20 protein-coding genes are annotated in these 18,584 nt (G+C 72.9%); 7 read left to right on the forward strand and 13 right to left on the reverse strand.

The annotated features are described in order from the left end of the window. Positions 1-12: 12 nt before the first annotated feature. On the reverse strand, positions 13-1,002 hold the full coding sequence (locus ACYVK7_RS12715) for a hypothetical protein (RefSeq protein WP_460888081.1): 990 nt from the start codon (positions 1,000-1,002) through the stop codon (positions 13-15). A 300-nt stretch (positions 1,003-1,302) separates the two neighbouring features. Between ACYVK7_RS12715 and ACYVK7_RS12720 the strand changes: the two genes are divergently transcribed. Continuing rightward, complete coding sequence (locus ACYVK7_RS12720; protein WP_460888082.1) at positions 1,303-2,994, forward strand: MinD/ParA family ATP-binding protein; 1,692 nt, start codon at positions 1,303-1,305, stop codon at positions 2,992-2,994. 85 nt (positions 2,995-3,079) lie between these two features. On the opposite strand, the gene ACYVK7_RS12725 is transcribed toward ACYVK7_RS12720, so the two are convergent. Next, positions 3,080-3,901 (reverse strand): metal-dependent hydrolase, encoded by an 822-nt coding sequence (locus ACYVK7_RS12725; RefSeq protein WP_460888083.1) that lies wholly within the window; start codon positions 3,899-3,901, stop codon positions 3,080-3,082. Between the two features lie 179 nt (positions 3,902-4,080). Next, positions 4,081-4,563: a GNAT family N-acetyltransferase gene (locus ACYVK7_RS12730; protein ID WP_460888084.1), complete on the reverse strand. Its 483-nt coding sequence runs from the start codon at positions 4,561-4,563 to the stop codon at positions 4,081-4,083. A 137-nt stretch (positions 4,564-4,700) separates the two neighbouring features. Between ACYVK7_RS12730 and ACYVK7_RS12735 the strand changes: the two genes are divergently transcribed. After that, positions 4,701-5,756, forward strand: a complete 1,056-nt coding sequence (locus tag ACYVK7_RS12735; protein WP_460888085.1) for an LLM class flavin-dependent oxidoreductase — start codon at positions 4,701-4,703, stop codon at positions 5,754-5,756. An 8-nt stretch (positions 5,757-5,764) separates the two neighbouring features. Here the strand turns inward: ACYVK7_RS12735 and ACYVK7_RS12740 are convergent, their stop codons facing one another. The 7 genes from ACYVK7_RS12740 to ACYVK7_RS12770 all read right to left on the reverse strand — a co-directional run bounded on the left by ACYVK7_RS12740 (position 5,765) and on the right by ACYVK7_RS12770 (position 11,298). Next, positions 5,765-6,235, reverse strand: coding sequence for an HNH endonuclease (locus ACYVK7_RS12740; RefSeq protein WP_357475089.1), 471 nt, complete (start codon positions 6,233-6,235; stop codon positions 5,765-5,767). 481 nt (positions 6,236-6,716) lie between these two features. Beyond that, positions 6,717-7,562, reverse strand: coding sequence for an ion transporter (locus tag ACYVK7_RS12745; protein WP_460888086.1), 846 nt, complete (start codon positions 7,560-7,562; stop codon positions 6,717-6,719). A gap of 63 nt (positions 7,563-7,625) precedes the next feature. Continuing rightward, complete coding sequence (locus ACYVK7_RS12750) at positions 7,626-8,903, reverse strand: arginine deiminase (RefSeq protein WP_460888087.1); 1,278 nt, start codon at positions 8,901-8,903, stop codon at positions 7,626-7,628. Positions 8,904-8,919: 16 nt separating this feature from the next. Continuing rightward, positions 8,920-9,666, reverse strand: coding sequence for a VIT1/CCC1 transporter family protein (locus tag ACYVK7_RS12755; protein WP_460888088.1), 747 nt, complete (start codon positions 9,664-9,666; stop codon positions 8,920-8,922). Positions 9,667-9,670: 4 nt separating this feature from the next. Further along, entirely contained in the window at positions 9,671-10,375 is a 705-nt protein-coding gene (locus tag ACYVK7_RS12760) for a DUF1684 domain-containing protein (RefSeq protein ID WP_460888089.1), read from the reverse strand. Positions 10,376-10,438: 63 nt separating this feature from the next. Beyond that, positions 10,439-10,891 (reverse strand): nitroreductase/quinone reductase family protein, encoded by a 453-nt coding sequence (locus ACYVK7_RS12765; RefSeq protein ID WP_460888090.1) that lies wholly within the window; start codon positions 10,889-10,891, stop codon positions 10,439-10,441. A 59-nt stretch (positions 10,892-10,950) separates the two neighbouring features. After that, positions 10,951-11,298 carry a PEP-utilizing enzyme gene (locus ACYVK7_RS12770; RefSeq protein ID WP_460888091.1) on the reverse strand — a complete coding sequence of 116 codons (348 nt, stop codon included), beginning with the start codon at positions 11,296-11,298 and terminating at the stop codon, positions 10,951-10,953. Positions 11,299-11,363: 65 nt separating this feature from the next. On the opposite strand from ACYVK7_RS12770, the gene ACYVK7_RS12775 reads away from it, so the two are divergent. Together ACYVK7_RS12775 and ACYVK7_RS12780 are read left to right on the forward strand one after the other, a co-directional pair. Then, on the forward strand, positions 11,364-12,011 hold the full coding sequence (locus tag ACYVK7_RS12775; RefSeq protein ID WP_460888092.1) for a transcriptional regulator: 648 nt from the start codon (positions 11,364-11,366) through the stop codon (positions 12,009-12,011). 29 nt (positions 12,012-12,040) lie between these two features. Continuing rightward, positions 12,041-12,634 (forward strand): histidine phosphatase family protein, encoded by a 594-nt coding sequence (locus ACYVK7_RS12780; protein WP_460888093.1) that lies wholly within the window; start codon positions 12,041-12,043, stop codon positions 12,632-12,634. A 16-nt stretch (positions 12,635-12,650) separates the two neighbouring features. Here the strand turns inward: ACYVK7_RS12780 and ACYVK7_RS12785 are convergent, their stop codons facing one another. The 3 genes from ACYVK7_RS12785 to ACYVK7_RS12795 form a co-directional block, all read right to left on the reverse strand. Continuing rightward, a complete protein-coding gene (locus tag ACYVK7_RS12785; protein ID WP_460888242.1) occupies positions 12,651-13,076 on the reverse strand; it encodes an NUDIX hydrolase in 426 nt (141 codons plus the stop codon). Between the two features lie 81 nt (positions 13,077-13,157). Then, positions 13,158-14,966 carry an HNH endonuclease signature motif containing protein gene (locus tag ACYVK7_RS12790; protein WP_460888094.1) on the reverse strand — a complete coding sequence of 603 codons (1,809 nt, stop codon included), beginning with the start codon at positions 14,964-14,966 and terminating at the stop codon, positions 13,158-13,160. A gap of 186 nt (positions 14,967-15,152) precedes the next feature. Continuing rightward, positions 15,153-15,776 (reverse strand): cation transporter, encoded by a 624-nt coding sequence (locus ACYVK7_RS12795; RefSeq protein WP_460888095.1) that lies wholly within the window; start codon positions 15,774-15,776, stop codon positions 15,153-15,155. A gap of 93 nt (positions 15,777-15,869) precedes the next feature. Here ACYVK7_RS12795 and ACYVK7_RS12800 point away from each other — a divergent pair, with 93 nt between their 5' ends. From ACYVK7_RS12800 to ACYVK7_RS12810, 3 genes are all read left to right on the forward strand, one after another. Continuing rightward, a complete protein-coding gene (locus ACYVK7_RS12800; protein WP_460888096.1) occupies positions 15,870-16,643 on the forward strand; it encodes a hypothetical protein in 774 nt (257 codons plus the stop codon). A 65-nt stretch (positions 16,644-16,708) separates the two neighbouring features. Beyond that, on the forward strand, positions 16,709-17,875 hold the full coding sequence (locus tag ACYVK7_RS12805; protein ID WP_460888097.1) for a sensor histidine kinase: 1,167 nt from the start codon (positions 16,709-16,711) through the stop codon (positions 17,873-17,875). Beyond that, positions 17,872-18,549 (forward strand): response regulator, encoded by a 678-nt coding sequence (locus ACYVK7_RS12810; protein WP_460888098.1) that lies wholly within the window; start codon positions 17,872-17,874, stop codon positions 18,547-18,549. Before ACYVK7_RS12805 ends, ACYVK7_RS12810 begins: the two co-directional genes overlap by 4 nt. Positions 18,550-18,584: the final 35 nt, after the last annotated feature.

Raw genomic sequence — 18,584 nt, forward strand, 5'->3', positions numbered from 1 at the left:
ACCTGTGACCTGCTAACCGTTCCCGCCCGGCAGGGCGTCCTCGAGGTTCTCGGTCGCGTTCTGCGTGGCATCCTCCACGCCCTGCTGGACCTGGTCCTCGACGGACTTCCTGGCGTCCTCCTTGGCGTCCTCGATGCCGTCGTCCACGGACTGCTGGACGTTCTCCTGGACGCCGGCGGTCGCGTCCTTCGCGTAGCCGACGATGCCGCCGACCGCGAAGACCACGATCCACGCCACGATCGTGAGCCCGTACGGCCAGATGGCCAGCGACGTGTTCAGGGACCGGATCGTGTTGAACAGCCCGGCGAGCGCGATCCCGAGCACCGGGATCGTCAGGTTGGCGGCCTGGTCGGACCACTCGGGGTTGAGGTTGAGCATGCCCAGCACCCCGTCGCCGATCCCGCGGAACAGCGGGAACTGCGACGTGTCCGGCATGACGTCGAACCCGGGGATCAGGCGGACGAGCTGGTAGACGCTCAGCGCGAGCAGGATCCGCGGGATCCATGCGAGGACGGCGCCCGCCATCGAACCGCCGCCGTCGCCCTGGTCCCGGTCCCTGTCCCGCCGAGGCGCAGGGGGAGTCGGCTGGGGCGCGTGCGGGTCGTAACCCTGGTCATAGGCCTGCGGCGCCCGTCCGGGGAACGGACCCTGGCCCGGCTGCTGGCCGTAGCCGGCCTGGCTCGGGCCCGGCTCGCCCGGAAAGGCGCCGGGCGCATAGGCCTGCGTGGGCTGCGCCGCCTGGGTGGGCTGCACGGTCTCGTACGGACGGTAGGGCCGAGCGGGCGGCGGGGTCGCGGCGCGGTAGTCACGTCCCTGGTCGGCTCCCTGGGGCATCCCCGACGGCGGGATCACCTGGGTCTGGTCGCCGTAGCCGGCTGCTCCCTGGGGTGCTCCCGACGCCGGCATCCCCGACGGCGGCATGACCTGCGTGTGGTCGCCGCCGGCCTGGGCGGGCCATGCGCCCTGTCCGGCCTGGCCAGGAGCCTGTCCGCCGCGGGCCATGTCCATCCGCTGGGTCGCGGCATACGATGACGGGGCTTCGGGCTGCGCGACCGGGTGGCCAGGACGAGCGGGTGGCCGCTGGATCTGCGTAGGGTCATCCGCCGGGGGAATTCGGCGGGTGGGCTCGTCAGACACGCGGAGGCTCCTCGGTAGTGGTCCCGGTTTCGACACCTGTTTGCGCGAGAACCTACCAGGTGGGGTGAATGCCCCGTTGGGGTGGCCAGGCGGACGAACATGTCCGACCCTTGCATCGGGGGCGAACCACGCGAGCCGCCTACCCAGGAACTTCGGAGGAAACGCATGAGCTCTGACACCGTGCCCCGCTGGCCCCGGATCGACGCGATCGTCCGGGAGGACGGCTCCGGTGAGGTGACGATCGACGGGACGTTCCACCCGATCACCACCGGCAGCCTGGAAGAGGCGCGGGTGGAGGTGCTGCGCCGGGTGACGGAGAACGCCGCGAAGGTCGGCCGGCCCGTCCGGGCGTCCGCGACCGGTCCGGAGGGGCTCTGGAACCTCATCGTGCACCCGGACGGCACGGTGGTGCCGGAGGAGGACGAGCTCGCGCCGCCGTCGTCCCCGACTCCGCAGGCACCGCCGTCGTCCCCGACGCCGCAGGTGTCGCAGGACCCGACGCCGGGCCCCGTGTTCGAGGGGGCACCCGCCGTGGGCCTGCCCGCCGACCCCGACGCCACGCGGGTCTCGGGTACGGCCGAGACGGCCGAGACCGACCAGGAGGACACGGTGCGCCGCGTCCAGCGGACGCCGGAGCCGCCGCGCACCACGCCGCCGCCCGCGTCGACCTCGTTCGCGCCCGACGGCGGTGGCGCGGACGCCGGGAACGGTTCCGGCGTGGCGGACTGGGTCCGTGAGGCCGCCACGGGGGACAGCACGCCGGACAGCACGCCGGGAGCCACGACCGGCGGCACCGGCAGCACGACCGGCAGCGTGCTGAGCCCCATGCCCGGGCCGGTGGACGCGGTGCCGGCCGCCGGGAGCATGGGCGGCAGCCTGTCCGAGCCGCCGTCGGAGCCGACGCCGGTGACCGACGGCGACGCGCCGCGCTCCCGGCGCGAGGTGCGCGAGTCGTTCCTCACGCACCAGCAGGACGAGGACCCGGCCACGCGGGGCGTGCGCGGGATGCTCACCCGCATCGGCATCCGGGTGGGCCCGAGCGAGTCGGAGCGGGCCGAGCGCGCCGACGAGCGCGCCGTCAGCCAGCACTGGCCCGGGCCGCGCACCATCTCGGTGGTGAACGGCAAGGGCGGCGCGGGCAAGACGCCGTCGACCGTGCTGCTCGCCGCCGTCTTCGCGCAGTTCGGCGGAGCGGGTGTGGTGACGTGGGACAACAACCAGACCCGCGGCACGCTGGGCTGGCGCACCGAGCAGGGACCGCACGAGTCCACGCTGCTGGACCTGCTGCCGCAGACCGACCGCCTCCTCGGGCCGTCGGCACAGGCCGCCGACCTCGCGCGGTACGTGCACCACCAGACGCGCGACCGCTTCGACGTGCTCCGGTCCAAGCCCATAGCCATGGCGAACGAGCAGCGGATCGAGCCGCAGGACGTGGACGCCATCCACTCCGTGCTCTCGAAGTACTACCGGATGATCCTCATCGACTCCGGCAACGACGAGTCCGACCCGATGTGGCAGCGAATGATCGATCTCACCGACCAGCTCGTGGTGGCCACCACCACGCGCGACGACCACGCCGAGGCCGGCGCCCTGCTGCTGGAGGCGCTCGCGACCCGCGACGGACGGTCCGCCTACCTGGCGCAGCAGGCAGTGGTGGTGGTGAGCCAGGCCGACCAGAAGGAGCCGGCGAGCGAGCTGGAGAAGGTGGCCGACGGGTACCGGTCGCTGGCCCGCGAGGTGGTCACCGTCCCGTTCGACCCCGCGATGGTCGACGGCCACCTGCGCTACGGCGCCCTCCGCACGGACACCCGCAGGGCCTGGCTCGCGGCGGGCGCCGCGGTGGCCGGCGGCCTCTGACCCACCGGAGCCGTTGAGTGCGGGATCTTCGCCCCGAATCTGCCCGGGCAGGGGCGAAGATCCCGCACTCAACCGGGCTGGAGGGTCAGGCGGGGAAGAGCGCCACGATCTGGTTCCAGACCGCCATGGTGTCGTAACCCATCTCGTTCAGCAGCGCCCACAGGATGCCGACGATCGCGTAGAGGGAGACGGGCACCAGGAAGATCCACTCGCGCACCGAGCCGGCGTTGCCGAGGATCGGGATGGCGATGTTCCCGCCCGACCGCCAGAACATGTCGAGCTCGATGCCGCGCTTGTTGCGCATCCAGTACGGGGAGCGGAACTTCAGCGGCCACAGCAGGGGCACGCCGGCGGTCGTGATCATGTCGCCGATGATGTGCACGGTGCAGCCGAGCGCCACGCTGAACGGCATCCAGTACCACTCCTCGGGCGCGAAGATCGCGATGAGCACCGCGAGGGTGATGGACGTGGTCCACGGCAGCACCTTCGTGTCCCGCGTGATCTTGAGCGCCTTGAGCGCGAACGCCACGAGCAGCACGCACATGATGCCCGGACCGATGAGGATGGTCCCGAGCTGTTCGTTGCCGGTGTCGATGCTCAGCAGGCTGAGCGCCCAGGCGATCGCCGTGAACACCGCGATGCCGAGGATCGAGTGCGTGCCCTTGCGGTGCCCGCCCGACACGGCCTCGATCCCCTTGACCACCACGTCCGAGACGGGCGACAGCGAGTTCGCGATGGTGCCGGAATGATGGTCGGCGTCGGGCAGCAGCGCGGCCCCGGCACAGACGAGGGCGCCCGCGATCACGCCCGTGTCCGTCACCCCCGGGTACCAGCCGAAGGCGATCGGCGTCGACGCGGTGACTGCTACCCAGGCCGCGGCTCCCGTCGCGGCGTGGTTGCCTCCCATCATGGTGGTGTGCGCTCCAGTTCCCGGGTCTCCCCGACGTGTCAGGCATGGGTCGTCCGACCGGGTTCGTCCCCGGCCGGAGGAAACCCTAGCGTGGGCCGCCGACACCGGCGTCGACGGCGCGCCCAGCGGTCTGAGCAGGCCGAACGCACCTTCCCGCTCAGTCGGGGAGAGGTGGCTCAGGCGCCCGTCACGTAGGCGTAGCGGTGGAAGTGCTCCTCGCGCACGAAGCCCTCGGACTCGTACAGCCCCTGTGCCGCGACGTTGTCCCACGCGGTGGCCAGGGACACGCGGATCGCGCCGGCCTCCTTGGCGCGCCGGCACGTGTCCTGCACCAGGGCGCGCCCCGCGCCGGTCCCGCGCGCGGCGGGTGAGACGAACAGGTCGTTCAGCACCCACGACTGGCTCAGGCTCACGGACGACCAGGTGGGGTAGCTCTGCGCGAAGCCGACCACACCGGCGGCCGACGCCTCGGGCTCGCTGCCGTCCGGGTCCAGCACCGCGACCAGCAGCACGCTGTCATCGGCCGAGCGGCGGGCGGTCAGAAAGGCGCGCGCTTCGGCGTCAGGCACCTCCTGGTCGTAGAACCTGAGGTACTGACGGAAAAGGTCGACCACGGCATCGACGTCGTCGTCGGTCGCGGCGCGCACATCAACAGACACCTCGCGATCATGTCAGGCCAACAGGGGTGGGCGCCATGACCTCACGAGATACCGGGGCACTCCGGGGAGTGATACAGGGCTGACCCAGGAGCGGCCGGCCCGGAACACGCCGGACCTCAGGACGGTTGTCAGAGGCGATGAACACCACGCCACGCTTGTCCGTCCTTGACCTCGTGCCCGTCCGTTCGGGCCAGACCAGCGCCCAGGCCCTGGCGGCCTCGCTCGAGCTGGCGGCGCTCGCCGACCGCCTCGGCTTCGAGCGCTACTGGTTCGCGGAGCACCACAACATGGCGGCCGTCGCCGCCTCGTCCCCGCCGGTCATGATCGCCGCCGCGGCAGCGCGGACCTCGCGCATCCGGGTCGGTTCGGGTGGCGTGATGCTGCCGAACCACGCCCCGCTCGTGGTGGCGGAGCAGTTCGCGGCGCTGGAGGCCGTCGCCCCGGGCCGCATCGACCTCGGTATCGGCCGCGCGCCGGGGAGCGACCCGGTGATCACGTCGCTGCTGCGGGCCACGGGTCCGACGGCGGACGTGGACCGGTTCCCGCAGCACGTCACCGACATCCTCAGCCTCATGGGGCCCGACGGCGCCCGCCTGCGTCTCACCTCCGGTGACATCTACGACGTGCGGGCCACGCCCGCCGCGGCGGGCGTCCCGACCGTCTGGCTGCTCGGTTCCAGCGACTACTCGGCACGTCTCGCCGCGGAGCTGGGCCTGCCCTACGTGTTCGCCAACCACTTCTCCGGCCAGGGCATGGACCAGATCCTCGCCCTGTACCGCGACGGCTACCGGCCGTCCGAGGAGCATCCGGAGCCGCGTACGTTCATCACGGTCAACGCGTCGGTCGCGCCGACGTCGGACGAGGCGTACGAACGAGCCCTGCCGCAGCTGCGGCAGATGGCCAGGCTGCGTTCCGGCCAGAGGCTGGGCCCGCTCGAGACGGTCGAGGAGGCGGTGCGCGCCACGGCGGCCGTGCCGGCCGACGGCGCGCTCGCCCAGTCCATCGAGGCGATGCGCGCCCGCTGGCTGATCGGCGACGGCGCCGAGGTGGCCGCGGAGGTGCGTGGGCTGGCCGAGCGGCACGGCGTCGAGGAGGTCATGCTCGTGCCGGTCGCCGGCTCGCGCGAGGGAGAGCCGATGGACGCGACCCCCGGCCGCACGCAGACCCTGGAGCTGCTGGCGGGCGCGCTGTAGCCCCGCGCCTAGGCCGCTCGCGCCGCCCGGTGCCGGATGGCGCGAGCGTACTCGGCGCGTGGGACGTGCGGCGTCACGTGGAGCACCATGCCGGCCTCCGCGGGCGTGCGGTCCGCCTTGTGCGAGTTGCACGGGTAGCAGGCCGCCACGAGGTTCATCCACGTCGACGGGCCCCCGCGGGAACGCGGCAGGATGTGGTCCACGGTCTCGGCGGGGCCGCCGCAGTACGCGCACAAGCCGTCACGCCGCTTGACGCCCTGCTTGGTGCACGCGGGCGCACCGCCCGACTTGTAGAGCCACCGCATCGTGACGTATCGGACCAGCCGCAGCACGCGCGGTAACGGAAACGGCCCGAAGGAGCGGCCGTCGACCGCCTCCTCGACGACCGCGACCTCGCGCACGAGCATGTGGATGGCATGCCGGACCGATACCCGGTGCAGCGGCTCGTAGCCGGCATTGAGGACGAGGACGTCGGCCACGGGCCTGCTCCTTCCGGTGAGCTTGTCCTTCTTGGTTCTTCGTCGTGCTGTACGGGTCCGAGACGACAAGAGCCGCCCGGGAACAGATGTCCCGAGGCGGCTCACGTTCGCTGGTCCGGCAGAACCGGATCAGCGGCGTATGGCGCCTCGTATGGCCTCGCGGCCGTCTCGCAGGTGCTGCGCGGTGGTCGGGAAGAACGAAGCGGTGGCGGCACTGACATGGCACGGGCTTGACGCCTGGAGTGCGACGCTGGTGCGAACCATCGTGGATCTCGTCCTTCCGTCTTGTTCGGATCTGGCTTCGGCTGGGGGTGCGGACACACCACCAGCCGCCACGGCGCGTGTCCGTGTGTGAAGAAAGGTACAACGGAGACTTGGTAGCGTCTATGGCTTTTCCGGAACTGCAACCCAAGGATGCATCAAGTTGCCGGCGTGGCGCGCCTGCACGGCGTGTCGCGGCGAGCTGGCCGCACGCGAGCGCTCAGGGGACCGCGGCCGGCTCCGGCGCCGGTGGTGGGGCCGCTGGGTCGGTCCGGGACGCGGCGAGCTCCGCCTGCAGCGTGGCGAGCTGGGCACGGATGGCGCGCAGCTCGTCCATGACCTCGGCGTCGGACCGCTCCTCGTGCTCGGCGAGGTCCTCGATGCTCTCCATGCCGCTCACGACCACCGCGATGAAGAGGTTCAGCACGGCGAACGAGACCACCAGGATGAACACGACGAAGAAGATCCAGGCGGTGGGCTCCTCCTGCATGACGTCGGCGGCGATGTCCGGCCACGCCTCGCCGGTCATGACCTGGAAGAGGGTGAACGCCGTGGTCCCGAGGTCGCCGAAGTGCTCCTCGGCGATCGTCCCGTACAGGTTGGTGGCGATCACCACGGACACGTACATGACCAGCACCAGCAGCGCCCCCACCGAGCCCATCCCCGGGACGGCGGCGACCAGGCCGTTGACGACGCGCTTCATCGACGGCACCGAGTCGGCCAGGCGCAGCACCCGCAGGATCCGCAGGGCGCGCAGCACGGACATCGGCCCGGTCGCGGGGATCAGGGCGATCGCGACGACGAGCAGGTCGAACACGCTCCAGGGGTCACGGAAGAACCGCGGCCCGTGCGCGACCAGGCGCAGGGTGATCTCGGTGACGAAGAGCCAGAGCAGCGCGTCGTCGAGGGCCTGCAGCACCTCGTCCGGTGGCCCCGAGACGATCGACGTCTCCAGCCCCAGGATCACGGCGTTGGCGATGATGAGGCCGAGCACCACCTGCTGGAACCGGTGATGCTCGACCAGCCTCCGCAAGCGCTCGCGAACCGTCCCGCCACCGACCGACATCCGGACTCCTTTCAGGGGTTTTGTCCGGGATGCAGGGTAGCCGTCGTACGAACCTGAGCGGGCCTACCAGCTGACGGGCTCGCGGATGATCGGGCACGTCATGCAGTGCCCGCCGCCTCGGCCGCGGCCCAGCTCGCCGCCGGCGATCTCGATCACGTCGACACCGGCCTTGCGCAGCAGGTCGTTCGTCGTGGTGTTGCGGTCGTAGGTGAACACCACGCCCGGCTCGACGGCGACCGAGTTGTTGCCGCTGTCCCACTGCTGGCGCTCCGACTCGTAGACGTCGCCGCCGGTCTCGATGACGCGCAGCTCGCCCAGACCGGAGGCCTGCCCCACCACGTCGAGGAAGGACGACCCGCCGGCGTCGGTCACGGAGACGCCGAGCGGGCCGGAGTCCGGGCGGAGCACGAACGGGTGCACCCGGTCCACGATGCGGGGGTAGACCGTGACGGTGTCGACGTCGACGAACGTCATGATCGTGTCCAGGTGCATGGCAGCCCGCAGCCGGGGCATGCCCGCCACCACGATCTGCTCGGCCGCGCCCTGCTCGAACAGGGACGCCGCCACCTGTGTGATCGCCTGGCGGGAGGTGCGCTCGCTCATGCCCATCAGCACGGTGCCGTTGCCGATCGGCATGATGTCGCCGCCCTCGAACGTGGCCTCGCCGTGGCTGGCCTCGGGGTCGCCCCACCACACGCGGCTGCCCACGAAGTCCGGGTGGAACGCGTACACCGCCTTCATCAGCAGCGTCTCGTCGCGGCGCGCCTGCCAGTACAGCGGGTTCAGGGTGAGGCCGCCGTAGATCCAGCAGGTGGTGTCCCGCGTGAAGAGTGTGTTCGGCAGCGGCGGCATGAGGTACTCGCGCGCGTCGGGGCTCATGTCCGCCAGGGCGCGGAACCCGGGCGGCAGCTCCGGCACGTCGGCGACCGCGAGGCCGCCGATCAGGTACCGGGCCAGCTCGTGCTCCGGCAGGGACTCGAGGTACTCGCGCGTCGCGTCGACCAGCCCGTTGCCCACGATCTCCGGGACGATCTTGCGGTCCAGCAGCCAGTCGCGGGCGCCGGCCACGCGGAGCGTCTCCGCGAGCAGGGCGTGCAGCTCGACGACGTCGACGTCGCGGCTGCGTAGCTCGGCCACGAAGTCGGCGTGGTCCTGCTGGGCGCGCTCGACCCACAGGACGTCGTCGAACAGCAGGTCGGCCGAGTTGGACGGGGTGAGTCGCTGGTGCGCCAGGCCCGGCGCGCAGACCAGGACCTTGCGCAGACGGCCGACCTCGGAGTGCACGCCATAGGCCGACGAGGGTGCGTCGGCAGGGGGCGGTGTGATGTCGATGGTGTTCATCGGGCGCTAACGGTACTCACCCCATCGCCGTCGTGCCGAGCAGGGAGCCGACGGCGAAGGTCGCACCCAGCGCGAGGGCTCCGCCGACCACCACCCGGGCCGTCGCCCGCACGCGTGGTGCGCCACCGATCCAGGCGGCGGTCCAGCCGGTCCCGGCGAGCGCCGCCAGCACGACGACGAAGGTGACCGCGACCCGCCAGGGCTCGGGGATCAGGAGCACCGCCGCGAGCGGCAGCACGGCGCCGAGGGTGAACGCCACCGCGGACGCGACCGCCGCGTTCCAGGGGCTGACCACCTCGTCCTCGTCGATACCGAGCTCCGCGTCCAGGTGCGCGGAGAGGGCGTCGTGCTCGGTGAGCTCGACGGCGACCTGGCGCGCGGTGCCGGGGGAGAGGCCCTTGGCCTCGTAGAGCTCTGCCAGCTCGGCGAGCTCCTCCTCGGGCATCTCGGCGAGCTCGGCCCGCTCCTTGGCGATGAGCGCCTTCTGGCTGTCGGACTGGCTGGAGACCGACACGTACTCGCCGAGCGCCATCGAGATCGCGCCACCCACCAGGGCGGCGAGGCCGGCGGTGAGGATGGGGCCGGTCCGCGTGGTCGCGGCCGCCACGCCGACGGCGACGGCGGCGACGGACACGATGCCGTCGTTGGCGCCGAGGACTCCCGCGCGCAGCCAGTTCAGCCGTTCGGCGAGGCCCTCGGTGTGCGGCTCGTCGGCGTGCCCGACGACGGGGCGGCTCGAACCCTGGTCGGAACGTGAGGTCACCGGGCTATGCCCCCTTCGCCGGCGTGTGCTCTCCCACCGGCACCTCGGCGTCGAGCGTGTTGCCCGGCTGGGCGAGCGGGCACGTCCACGCGGGGTCGTAGGCGCACGACGGGTTGTACGCGAAGTTGAGGTCGAGCACCAGCTCGCCGACGCCGTCGTCGTACCCGCCCGCGTGGCCGTCGGTGCTGCCCGCGTGGCCCAGCCAGGAGCCCTTGATGGTGTCCAGGAGGTAGCGACCGCCGCCGTACGTGCCGCCGGGGGTACCGGCGAGCGCGTCCTTGATCGGCACGAACAAGCCGCCGCCGTAGGAGGCGAGACGCCAGACGTCGAGCGAGCCGAGGCCGGGCAGGACCACCGCGCCGAGCAGCTCGAACGGCACGACACCGTCGGTGCCGGTGGGGACGTCGAGGCGGCGCGGCGCGCCGTCGGGTCCCGGCTCCGCGGGTGCGACGGGGGCGGTGAAGCGCCAGGCGGGGTCGTACGGGGCGACGGCAAGGCCGGTGAAGCCGGGCTTGTCCTCGGGCAGGATCGGCGACGCCGGGTGGGTCGCGAAGAGCTCGTCACGGGTCGCGACCCAGTAGGCGTGGGCACCGGCCGGGTCCTCGGCCGCACGGACACGGACGCCGGCGTACAGCGCGAAGACGCGCCGCCGCCAGTCCGCGGTCCGGAGAGCTGTGGTGGCGGGGGAGGTGGTCGCGGCGTGCGTCATGCCCACGACACTACCCACGGGCACCGACACTCACCCGGGCTCCCGGGTGGGCCGGCGCAGCGCTCAGCGAGGCATCAGCCGGATGACGGGGAGCGTCCGGTCGGTCGTCTGCTCGTACCTGCTGAAGTTCTCCGCCTCGGCGGTGATCCGCTGCCAGGCCTGCTCGCGTTCGGTGCCGTGCAGCTCTTCGGCCGTCACGGCGATCTTGCGCCCACCCTGCTCGACGGTGACCCGGTCCGGGTGGGCGGCGAGGTTGAGGTACCAGGCGGGGTTCGCCGCCGCACCACCGGCGGAGGCGACGACCAGCCAGCCGCCGTCCGGGCCGGCGAACCACGCGAGCGGCGTCTCGCGGGGCTGCCCGCTCTTGCGCCCGACGGTGGTCAGTACCAGGAGGTTCATCCCCATGGTCCTGGCGCCGGTGCGGCGAGCACGCCCCATGATCAGCCGGTTCATCCAGCGGAACATGCGGCCGGGCTGCCGGGCGCCACGCGTGCCGGTGGGGTGGCTGAAGCTCATGTCGTGCCTTCCGGTAGTGGTGCGTCCCAGGATAGGAGGCGGCGCCGGTCCGGCGGGCGTCAGCGGGTCCGCTGGGTACTGACCATTCCGGCGTCGCCGTCGACGGTCAGCGGCTCGCCGTCGCGCAGCGTCGTCATGGCCCCGCGCACCGCGAGCACCGCGGGGATCCCGTGCTCCCGTGCCACGATCGCGGCATGCGACAGCACGCCGCCGGTCTCGGTGACGACGGCGGCCACGACGCCGAACAACGCCGTCCACGCCGGCTCCGTGAACCGGCACACGAGCACGTCACCGGGTAGCACCCTGGCGAAGTCGTCGGGGCCGTGCACCACGCGGGCCGGCCCGGACGCGCGCCCCGGGCTCCCCGGTGTGCCGGTGGCGCGCGAGACGTCGGAGCTGTTCGCCATGACTTCCTCCCTGAGCGTATCTACCTGCGTTGACACCGGTCATCGAACGATGCACCGTGCGAATCATGACGCATAACCCGGCCCTCGGCCGATCGTCGCAGCCCGAGCTGCTCGTGCTCCACTCCGTCCGGATCCAGGGGATGGCCGACGACGAGGCGGTCGCCGCGCGGTTCGGCCTCGACGTGGCGGACACCCGCGAGATCCTGCTCGACGACGAGGCGTACGGCTGGGTCACGTACGCGGAGTTCGCCGGGACCGCCGGCTGGTCCCTGACCGACCGGGGGCGTGCCGAGGACGACCGGCGGTTGGCCGCCGAGCTGGACGACACGGGCGCCCGGCCCGTCGTCGAGCGGGTCCACGAGTCGTTCCGGCCGCTCAACGCACGCCTGCTGCAGGCCTGCACGGACTGGCAGCTGCGCCCTGCGGACGACGACCGCCTCACCCCGAACACCCATACCGACGCGACGTGGGACGCGCAGGTTCTGGGGGAGCTCCAGGCGCTGGACGGTGAGCTGGCCCCGCTGGTCGCGGAGCTGAGCGCCGCGCTCGCGCGGTTCGAGGGGTACGACACCCGGTTCTCCACGGCGCTCGGGCACGCGCGCTCCGGCCGGGGCGAGTGGGTGGCGGGCACCGGCATAGGGTCGTGCCACGTGGTCTGGATGGAGCTGCACGAAGATCTCCTCTCGACCCTCGGCCTCCGGCGCGACGCGTAGCCGCTTCCCGCGCCCAGTAGGTTCTTCGGATGGCGACCAGACACCTGTACCTGGCACGGCACGGCGAGGCGGACGCGTTCGGCGAGCTGACCGACGTCGGACGCCGGCAGGCGAGCCTGCTGGGCGAGCGGCTCAGCGGGCTGCCGGTCGACGCCGTCTGGCACTCGCCGCTGCCCCGTGCGGCGGCCAGCGCGCACGTGATCGGTGAGCACCTGCCGGGCGTACCCGTCGCGGAGGCCGACGAGCTGGTCGACCATGTGCCGCACGTACCGGCGGCAGCGGACCTCCCCTCGGCGTGGGCCGGGTTCTTCGACGGCTACGACGACGCCGAGCGGGCGCCGGGCGAACGGCTCGCCGCAGCGCTGGTGGACCGGTTCGCACGGCCGGCGGAGACCGAGACCCACGAGGTGCTGGTGACCCACGCGTTCCAGGTCGCATGGCTCCTGCGGCACGCCCTGGCCGCGCCACCCGCCCGGTGGCTCGGCCTGAACAGCGGCAACACCGCACTCACGGTGCTCGAGTACCGCGACGGGCTGCCGCCGACGGTCGTGCTGTTCAACGACATGGGCCACCTGCCGCGGGACCTGCGCTGGACGGGCTTCCCGCCGGCCACCCGCCCGTAGCGCGCCCTGGCCGGCGCTAGCCGATCAGGCCCGCCCAGCGGCGGGACAGGTCCACCAGGGGCACCCGGTCCAGTGCGTCGACCTCCTGGTAGGTGTGCCAGGCGACGCCGTCGGTGGACCCGTTCTCCTCGACGCGCAGCTCGCCACCGGTGACGTGCGCCCGGTACACGATGCGCAGCGCGTGGACCGGGCGGTCCGACGGGACGACACGCTCCGGCCCGGGGATGACGAAACTGTCCACACCGAGCAGCCCGTCGAGCTCCACGCGGTAGCCGGTCTCCTCGAAGACCTCGCGGACGGCGGCGTCGGCCGGGTGCTCGCCCGGGTCGATCCCGCCGCCCGGCATGGTCCATCCGCTGCGCGTGCCTTCGTTCCAGTGCGGCAGCAGCATGCGGCCCTGGTCGTCGGTGATGAGCGCGTACGCCGCGACCCGCTGGTCCATCGCGGCCTCTGTGCTGGTGAACATGGTGCACATCATGTCGTCCGGACCCGCCGCGTACGAGATGGCCCGCCTGCGTCGGCCCTAGAACGGTGGCTCACCGGGGTCGTCCGGACCTGCCGGATCGTTCGGGTGAGTGTCCGACCCGGTGGGCCGGTAGCCGCTCGGCAGTGGTTGGCCGGTCAGGGCGCGGAGGGTCAGGTCGTGGCTGGTGTCGGGGTCGATCTGGTCGAGGTCGACGTGGGTGTCCAGAGCGGTGGGCGCCCGTTCGTACCGGCGTCCGGTGGGCGTGGTCCAGGTGGTGATCCCGGTGTCGGGGTCACGCACGACACTCCAGCCCGCGTGGGTCTTGAGCAGGTGGTGTCGGCGGCACAGGGGCTGCAGGTTGGCTGCCCGGGTCTGCCCTGGGGCATCGGGTGGCAGGGCTGCCGGGTCGAGGTCGTGATCGAACGGGACGATGTGGTCGAGGTCGCAGCGTTCCGCGGGGGCATCGCAGCCCCACAGGAAGGTGCAGGTCTGGTCTCTCGTCTCGGCGGCAGCGCGGAGCACTTTTCCGGGTGCGTAGGTGGTGGTGGAGTAGTCCGTGAGGACTCCGGTGCTCGGGTCTGTGAGGAGGCGCTGCCAGGTCGCGTCGGTCGCGATGGTCCGTGCGGTGTCGGCGGGGATGGGTCCGTAGCCGGTCAGGTGGGCGGGGGCGTCGTCGAGGCCGAGGAGTGTGGTGGCCGGGACGGTGACGCGGACGACCGCGCGGGTCGGTGTGATCCGGACGGGTCGCACGATCTCCTGGACGGGTGCGCGGCCGCCACAGGTGCATGCGGGACGGGCGGTGCCGTTCTCGTCGTTGTCGCTGGTGCCGCTGGTGCCGCTGGTGCCGCTGGTGCCGTCGGTGCCGTCGGTGAACCGGTCGGCGGGCAGGAGGCGGCCGGTGACGATCCCGGTCAGGGAGTCGGCCCGGAGCTGGCTCAGGCTGCGGTCCTCGCCGCTGGTGTGTCGTAGCTGGTATGCCATGTCGTCCACGACGCCCCAGACGGCGGTGGCGTCCACGGCGGGCAGGTAGGCGGTCAGCCAGGCCATGTCGTTCTCGGCACGGTCGATCTGCACGGTGCGTCGGGCCGCTTCGGCACGTGCGGTCTCACCGGCGCCGTGGCGGGTCTTGGCGAACGCGAGCATCCGGGTCTGTAGCCATTTCCAGGTGCGGCGGGGCGCGTGGGGCAGGTATCGGGCGATGGCTTCGGCGCGTTCGGTCACGGTGAGCTGGGCTGCGGAACGCAGCAGGGTGTGGGCCTTGCGTACGTCGATGCGTCCCGTGACCAGGGCGGCGATCACGGTGGGGTGCTGGGCTCCGGACTCGGCCCGGACGACGACCTCCGTGGCCTCCTTCTCGGTCACGACGAGCTCGCCGGTGACCTGCCCGATCAGCGAGCTGTGCGCCAGGGCGTGGGTCTCGCGGGCGGCCCGTTCGGCGACCACTCTGGCCTGGAGGCCGGCGGCCCAGGACTGCAGGCGCCCGCACGCGGTGACCAGGTCACCGAGCGCGTCGTCCGACAGCTCGGCCAGGGCCGTCGACTCCGCACCCGAGCCGGCGTCCAGGTTGCCGTCCAGGTCGACCGCCTCCGCGACCACGCGCGCCGTCCCTGCTCCCGGCGCGCCCCGCAACGTCTCCCGCAGAACCCGCTCCGGCCACAGCACGACCGGCACGTCGCCTGGCGGCCACACCGGCTCCGCCTCCGGCGGGAGATTCGGCGTGGGGTCCGTTCCCACGTGGTCATCGGCCGCCCATGCGCTCCATGCCTCGTCGAACCAGGCCTCCTCGCGCGCGGCCTCCTCGGGCGACATGCCGCCGAACGGCTCGCCCGGAGGCAGACCGCCGCCGTCGGAAAGCCTGTTGCGCATGCGGCACACTCCTTTACCGGGTCACATCATGGATAAGCCTCGTCCCATGCATCAATCCTGCGGACGCATGTTCGACCCTAGCCGTCACCACTGACATCCACCTCCGCTGCTGCCCGCCGCGTAGGAACGGGCGTCCCGCCAGCGGAGGGCGTACCGGGGATCGCCCGCGGTCACGAGGCCGCATGGTCAGCCGACGTCCTCGCCCGCCAAGGCCTTGGCCGCGAGGCTTTCCTCCTCACCGGCCTCCCACACCTCGTGCGCGGCGTGCACCGCCAGGACGATGATCACGCAGCCCAGAACGAGGTCGGGCCACCCGGAGCCGGTCCACGCCGTCGTCAGGGCCATGGCGATGATCGCGAAGTTCACCAGCACGTCGTTCCGGGCCGACAGGAACGCCGCGCGGCCGAGCGACCCGCCGTGGTGGTGCACCCGGGCCAGGAGCCAGGCACTGGTCCCGTTGACGGCGACGGCCCCGAGCGAGGCCAGCACCACGGGGACGACGTCGGGCGGCGGCGGACCGCCGAACCGTTGTGCCACCTCCCAGGCCGCCACGGCGGCCGGCACCAGGATGACCAGGGCCATGGCCTTGCCCAGCACGGCCCGCCGGGCCAGTGGCCAGCCGAGGGCGACCAGGATCAGCACGTTGACGGCGGTGTCCTCGAGAAAATCGACGCTGTCCGCCAGCAGGGACACCGACCCGGCGGCGAGCGCCACGGAGAGCTCGACGAAGAAGTAGGCCAGGTTGAGCGCGGCGACGACCGCCACGGTGCGGCGCAGCCGTGCCGCGTGGGGATCATGGGCGCTGGTCACGCTCGCCATTGTCCGCGTAGTACCCAGGGCTGACCCGAAGGTCCGGATCCTGGTCCGACGACCCGGGCCACCGGCCACGGCAGGGTCGGGGGCATGAGGATCTTCCCGCAGGCTGCCGCCAGCACCGCCAGCACCGCCAGCACCGCCAGCACCGCCACCCCGCCGCTCGACGTCTTTCCCGGCCGGTGGGTCGGCGGCGTGGCCATGGTGGCCGGACCGCTGCTCCTGCTCGTCGGAGCCCTGCTGCGGGTGCCGTTCGACTTCTTCTTTCCCGCGCAGATCGCGGCCTTCGACCGTCACCCCGGTCTCGTGTCCACGGCGTACGCCCTGTTCGCGGTCGGGAACCTGCTGCTCTGGCCCGCAGTGCTGCTCCTGGCCGGGCGGACAGCAGAACGCAGCCCGGGCTGGGGTCTGTGGGGCGGGGTGCTGGTGGTCTCCGGCACGGTTGCCCGGGCGTTCCACGCCGGGATGGACCACATGGCGTTCCGGTTCGCCGACGCCACGGGCGCGTCGGTCACCACGGAGGCGGTCTCGGCGACGTACGGGTCGTTCCAGATCTTCTCGGTGCTGAACGCGGCGATCCTCACCGGGTGGCTCGTGCTCGCCGTCGGTGCCTGGCGCGCGAAGGTGCTGGGCCCCGCGCGGGCCGTGGCGCTCGCGGTGACGTGCGCGCTGCCGCTCGGCCTGCTCAAGGGGACGACCCTGCTGTCCCTGGTCGCGCTGGTCGGGCTGGCTGTCGCGCTCGTCCCGCTCGGGGTGCGCGAGCTGGCACGGTCCCCGCGCCCGCGTCCGGCGGTCGCGCTGCGTCGGGCGGGGGTCGTCGTGCTCGTGCTCGCCGTGATGTTCGCGTTCGGACAGGCCGGCTGAGGGCCGTGCCCAGCGAGCACCCGGTGAGCGGGCGCGGCGGCACCGCCAGCGGATACGGTCACGCCATGGACGACGTGGCGGGCAGGCGGCTCTGGGTCGTCGACCTCGTGGCCGCGCTCGCCCTGACCGCCGCCTATGTCAGCCTGGCCGGGCTGCCCGCCGTCGACGGTCAGCCCACCTATGCCGGCCCTGCCTGGCTCGGCTGGGTCGTCGCGGCCGGCGTCGGGCTGCCGGTCGCGTTGCGCCGACGGTTCCCCGTGCCCGTCCTCGCCGTCGTCGTGCTGGCCCTGACCGCCGCCACCTTCCTCGACCTCACGCGCGAGCCGTACGCCGCCGCCGGGCTGGCCGCCTACCTGGTGGGCCTGGCAGAGCCTGTCCGCCGCTCGGTCGTGGCGCTCGGCGTCACGCTGCCGGTCGTGGCCGGTGGTGTGTACGCGGGCGAGGCGGTGCACACCCCGTCGGGCAGCCCGCAGGACGCGGCGGGCGTGGCCGCCCTGGCGCTGCTGACCGTGGGCGGTTCGTGGGCAGCGGGCCGGGTGGTCAGGGGGCGGCGCGCGGAGGCGCTGCGCGAGGTGCGCCGCCAGGCCGACCGAGCGCTGGACGAGCAGCGCCTGCAGATCGCCCGCGACCTGCACGACATCGTGTCGCACAACCTCAGCCTGATCGCGGTCCGCGCCGGGGTGGCGGCCCACGTCGCCGACGCCGACCCGCACGAGGCCGTCGGCGCGCTGCGGGACATCGAGCAGACGAGCAGGACGGCACTGACCCAGATGCGTCGCACCCTCGGCGTCCTGCGGACGGGCGCCGCGCCGCTCGGGCCGGCGCCGGGCATCGGCGACCTCGGCCGGCTGGCGGACGGCGCGCGGCGGGCCGGGGTCTCCGTGGACCTGGAGGTGCGCGACGCGGCCTCGCTGGCTGCGGCGGACCAGCTCACGGTCTACCGGGTGGTGCAGGAGGGCCTGACCAACGTGGTCCGGCACGCGGGCCCGACGACGTGCCGGGTCTCGGTGGTCGTGGACGGCGGGGAGGCGCGGGTCGACGTCGTCGACGAGGGGAGTGCCGCCGGGGCCGCGAGGTCCGGGAGCGGTCCCCGACCCGGGGGCGGGCACGGGCTGACCGGTGTCCGGGAGCGAGCGCTCCTGTACGGGGGAAGCGTCGAGGCGGGGCCGCGCCCGGGCGGCGGCTTCGCGCTCCGGGCGCGGCTGCCGCTGGGGCAGGGGGCGCGCGCGTGACGCCGAATCCTGTCCGTGTCCTCGTCGCCGACGACCAGGCGATGCTCCGCGGCAGCCTCCGGGTGCTGATCGACCACACGCCGGGGATGATCGGCGTCGCCGAGGCCGCTGACGGCGCCGAGGCGGTCGAGCTGGCGCGTCGCGAGCTGCCCGACGTCGTGCTCATGGACGTCCGCATGCCCGGTGTCGACGGGATCCAGGCCACGCGCGAGATCTGCTCCGGCGCGGCGACGGCCGGCGTCCGCGTGCTCATCCTGACCACCTTCGACCTCGACGAGTACGTCTACGCGGCGCTGCGCGCGGGGGCGGCCGGGTTCCTGCTCAAGGACGCCCCGCCGGCGGACGTGCTGCACGCGATCCGGGTGGTCGCGGCGGGCGAGGCGCTCCTGGCGCCGTCGGTCACCCGCCGGCTCATCGCCGAGTTCGCGAGCCGTCCCGAGCCGGGCAGGCCCCCGGCCCGGACGCTCGACGGCGTCACGGACCGTGAGCTGGAGGTGCTCGGCCTGATCGCGCGCGGCCTGTCCAACGCCGAGCTCGCCGACCACCTCCAGCTCAGTCCCGCCACGATCAAGACGCACGTCGGCCGGCTGCTGGCCAAGCTCCGCGCGCGGGACCGCGCGCAGCTCGTGATCGTCGCCTACAGCACAGGGCTGGTCGGCCGGCGCGACGGCTGACGTCCGCCTCAGTCCGCCTCAGTCCGCCTCAGTCC

Source organism: Promicromonospora xylanilytica (genome assembly GCF_054782895.1).

Bases quoted from the DNA above. Each gene is read 5' to 3' on its own strand.
- ACYVK7_RS12770 (WP_460888091.1), bottom strand. From the start codon at position 11,298: ATGGCGAACAGCTCCGACGTCTCGCGCGCCACCGGCACACCGGGGAGC.
- ACYVK7_RS12775 (WP_460888092.1), top strand. From the start codon at position 11,364: ATGACGCATAACCCGGCCCTCGGCCGATCGTCGCAGCCCGAGCTGCTC.
- ACYVK7_RS12735 (WP_460888085.1), top strand. From the start codon at position 4,701: ATGAACACCACGCCACGCTTGTCCGTCCTTGACCTCGTGCCCGTCCGT.
- ACYVK7_RS12715 (WP_460888081.1), bottom strand. From the start codon at position 1,002: ATGGCCCGCGGCGGACAGGCTCCTGGCCAGGCCGGACAGGGCGCATGG.
- ACYVK7_RS12750 (WP_460888087.1), bottom strand. From the start codon at position 8,903: ATGAACACCATCGACATCACACCGCCCCCTGCCGACGCACCCTCGTCG.
- ACYVK7_RS12745 (WP_460888086.1), bottom strand. From the start codon at position 7,562: ATGTCGGTCGGTGGCGGGACGGTTCGCGAGCGCTTGCGGAGGCTGGTC.
- ACYVK7_RS12720 (WP_460888082.1), top strand. From the start codon at position 1,303: ATGAGCTCTGACACCGTGCCCCGCTGGCCCCGGATCGACGCGATCGTC.
- ACYVK7_RS12805 (WP_460888097.1), top strand. From the start codon at position 16,709: ATGGACGACGTGGCGGGCAGGCGGCTCTGGGTCGTCGACCTCGTGGCC.
- ACYVK7_RS12760 (WP_460888089.1), bottom strand. From the start codon at position 10,375: ATGACGCACGCCGCGACCACCTCCCCCGCCACCACAGCTCTCCGGACC.
- ACYVK7_RS12790 (WP_460888094.1), bottom strand. From the start codon at position 14,966: ATGCGCAACAGGCTTTCCGACGGCGGCGGTCTGCCTCCGGGCGAGCCG.
- ACYVK7_RS12765 (WP_460888090.1), bottom strand. From the start codon at position 10,891: ATGAGCTTCAGCCACCCCACCGGCACGCGTGGCGCCCGGCAGCCCGGC.
- ACYVK7_RS12780 (WP_460888093.1), top strand. From the start codon at position 12,041: ATGGCGACCAGACACCTGTACCTGGCACGGCACGGCGAGGCGGACGCG.
- ACYVK7_RS12800 (WP_460888096.1), top strand. From the start codon at position 15,870: ATGAGGATCTTCCCGCAGGCTGCCGCCAGCACCGCCAGCACCGCCAGC.
- ACYVK7_RS12725 (WP_460888083.1), bottom strand. From the start codon at position 3,901: ATGGGAGGCAACCACGCCGCGACGGGAGCCGCGGCCTGGGTAGCAGTC.
- ACYVK7_RS12785 (WP_460888242.1), bottom strand. From the start codon at position 13,076: ATGGACCAGCGGGTCGCGGCGTACGCGCTCATCACCGACGACCAGGGC.